Here is a 2,921-nt window from a genome sequence, read left to right on the forward strand (position 1 = left end):
GTCTCCTTTGTCGCAGTAAATGCTATCAAAGGAGCGGCATCAAACCGCGACAGGTCCAAATAGCCGAGCTGCGCTGCTCTGGTTCAGGGCGTCCATGATGTCCTCCCAGAAACCCACCAGTGTCGAGCGTCGGAACTGCGGGTAGACGCTCGACCATTTGCCGAATTCTTCGGGCCAGTCCCGCCACGGAGCGCCGGTGCCAGCGAACCAGAAAATTCCATCAAGAACAAGGCAGTGGTCGGTCGGTTTGCGCCCGTTCGGCGCACGAACCGCCAGGATAAATCGTTCAATGAACGCCCATTCCTCGTCCGACATCAAGTCTCGTGCCAAGCTGGTCTCCACATCAGATACCAGCTTGAATCACGCCACACACTCGGTGTGAAACCCTGTTGTCAACAGCGACTATCTCAATGACAGATTAAGTATCAGAAAGAATAAATTTTCTGCTCTTAAGATATATGGACGAAAGAAAACCCTTTTTCTACGGTGGGCGCGAGGCGGAGGCGCCGCGTGTTCCTGCGGCATACAGAGCCTGCCCCAAACCCTGTGCTCCGCGCTCCACACCACGCCAGTCCCCCAACTGGCGTGGTTTTTGGGTAATGGTCTCAAAGGGTTTCCTTGTCTAGTGTCGGGATTCATACTCAATGACGACGGTTACCGTGGACGCGATGGACGAGAGAAAGACTTTTGGACATCTTTCGTAACGGATTGGCTTTGTTGCACAAATGGCGTGAGGGACTCATCTCGTGAATACAGCGTGATAGCTGACTGCCATGAGCAGTTGGTCCCCTACGAAGTACAAGACCAGGAACTGGCCTTCGTACAACGCGGCGCTGAAGCAGCGCGGTTCGCTATCAATCTGGTTTGATCCCAAGATGTCGAGGCATGCGCCGCCAACAGGCAAGTGGGGGCGTCAACCCGAGTTCAGCGACGCAGCGATCCAAGTTTGTCTGACGATGAAGGTACTGTTCGGCGTGCCCTTGCGGCAAACAACGGGCTTCGTCGACAGCCTGTTGCGTTTGGCAGGGCTTGACTGGAAAGTTCCAGACTTCAGCACCCTGTGCCGCCGTCAGAAAACGCTGCACGTTGCCAACCCATACTGTGGTGGAACCGGGCGCTGCATCTGCTGATCGATACGACCGGGATCAAGGCTGAGGGTGAAGGCGAGTGGAACGCTCGCAAGCATGGCGGAAGCAAAAAGCGCCTGTGGCGCAAGCTTCACCTCGGGTTGGACGAAGAAACACTGGAGATCCGCGCGGTCGGCGTCACCACAAGCAAAGTCGGCGATGCACCTATGCTGCCCGACCTGCTGGAACAAATCCCACCGGATCAAAAGATCGCCACGGTCACCGCTGGTGGGGCCTATGACACGCGCAGATGCCACAACGTGGTTGCCGCTCGGGCAGCCGCAGCCATCATCCCTCCCCGGAAGAATGCGCAGCTTTGGAAGCCAACAACGGCGAGCGCCATCGCGCGAAACGAAGCCGTGAGGGCCTGCAGATATCTCGGACGTGCCTTGTGGCGAAAGTTGACCGGGTATCATCCGCCGAGGCAGTGCAGAGACGAAGATGCACTGCGTCAAATTTCTTGTCCAAGGCGTCATTGCCCGGGACTTCGACCGACAAGTCGCTGAACTCCAAATCCGGATCGCGGTGCTCAACCGCTACACCGCCCTTGGCATACCCGTCGCAGAACTCGTAGGAAAAGTCTGTCCGGGGAAAAAGGGAAGTGCGCTCAGAAACCGATTTGTGCAACAAAGCCTTATAGCAGCTGTAAGTTGAAAACTAGAACTGGAAATCTCCCATCCCGAAAAGCCCTTCAAAGGCCGATCATATCTGTGACGAGAGAAGAAATCCCAGATTGGATCTCACCAGTATTGACTGCCCCAATCGCCGTTGCCGTGATGCGACCAATCGACCCACTGATTTGAAAAATCAGGTTATCAACACGCCCCCGGATCGCATTCTCATTGGAAGCGATGTTCATGACCAAGACAGCACTTTCAGGGCCAGCACCAAGCTGACCAAGGCGTGTTGATGATGCAAATGCAGATTGGGTCATGGCTTGATCTACCGCCATGTTTGCCCCTGTAGAAACACCTGCGATGATATCCTTGATCTGATCAAGATAAACTGTGCCCGTGTTGACTCCACCTATTGCCAGAGCGTCTTCATAGCCGAAATCTACAGACGCCAGAGTCGTCAATGCTTCAGCCGCGTAAACACTAGATTCGATGTCTGGCATCGTTATGCCGTATAGTGTGTTTGTTATTGCCCCATCAATCCCGATGAAAGCAGGATCACGGCTCAAGGGATGATAGAAACTCACGGATGCATTGATAAAAACGCCCGACAGAACAGCTTGATCATAAGCAGCCAGAACACGCTCTATAACGGTTTCGGCATGTGCAAGAGGAACGAACAGAACTTGAGAAGCAGCTACAAAACCAAGGGCACGAACCGTAGAATGTTTGAGGTGGGTCTGCATAGTTCGTCCATTGTTTGCATCGCAGACGACGGCAAATCTGGTGGTCTCATGCGAAAGTTGTTCAATAACAGCGTGTTACATAAATTTTTCAGCACTGAGTTCCACGCGTCGTGTCTAGTCTTGACGAACATATCAGGTTTTTGAGTTGAAGGCGACCTTTCGGAAGCTGATAAGCACATTTTTTTGAATGTGAGGATCAGTGTCTCGGGTTAGAGCGATGGGTTCTGTAGTTCAGGTTTGATCGCGATGATGACGGATCGATCTCCGAACAGCTTGTGCCGGTTCTCTGCAATCCTTGAACGAGCATCCTGTTGCTCACTGGGGTAGTGAACCAAGTTGTTCACAATCTTGGCACAGGAGCTATGCGGGATTTTGGGTGACGGGGCCTGATCAGGCGGCGCGGTTTTCTGCGAGGCTCTGGGCGACACCGTCGG

At 53.7% G+C, this 2,921-nt stretch carries 2 protein-coding genes and 2 pseudogenes; 1 reads left to right on the top strand and 3 read right to left on the bottom strand.

The window, feature by feature from the left end:
- Positions 1-66: 66 nt before the first annotated feature.
- Positions 67-315 (bottom strand): annotated as a pseudogene (locus D8Z78_RS24265) (transposase); the annotation flags it as partial.
- A gap of 458 nt (positions 316-773) precedes the next feature.
- Between D8Z78_RS24265 and D8Z78_RS24270 the strand changes: the two are divergent.
- Positions 774-1,781, top strand: a pseudogene (locus tag D8Z78_RS24270) (IS5 family transposase).
- A gap of 37 nt (positions 1,782-1,818) precedes the next feature.
- On the opposite strand, the gene D8Z78_RS24275 reads toward D8Z78_RS24270, so the two are convergent.
- Positions 1,819-2,487, bottom strand: coding sequence for a hypothetical protein (locus D8Z78_RS24275; RefSeq protein WP_128910931.1), 669 nt, complete (start codon positions 2,485-2,487; stop codon positions 1,819-1,821).
- Between the two features lie 209 nt (positions 2,488-2,696).
- Positions 2,697-2,921, bottom strand: a 225-nt coding sequence (locus D8Z78_RS24915) for a hypothetical protein (protein ID WP_206169735.1), incomplete at its 5' end; no start/stop codon positions are given.

It is taken from the genome of Tropicibacter alexandrii (assembly GCF_003667315.2).
Taxonomy (GTDB): Bacteria; Pseudomonadota; Alphaproteobacteria; order Rhodobacterales; family Rhodobacteraceae; genus Tropicibacter; species Tropicibacter alexandrii.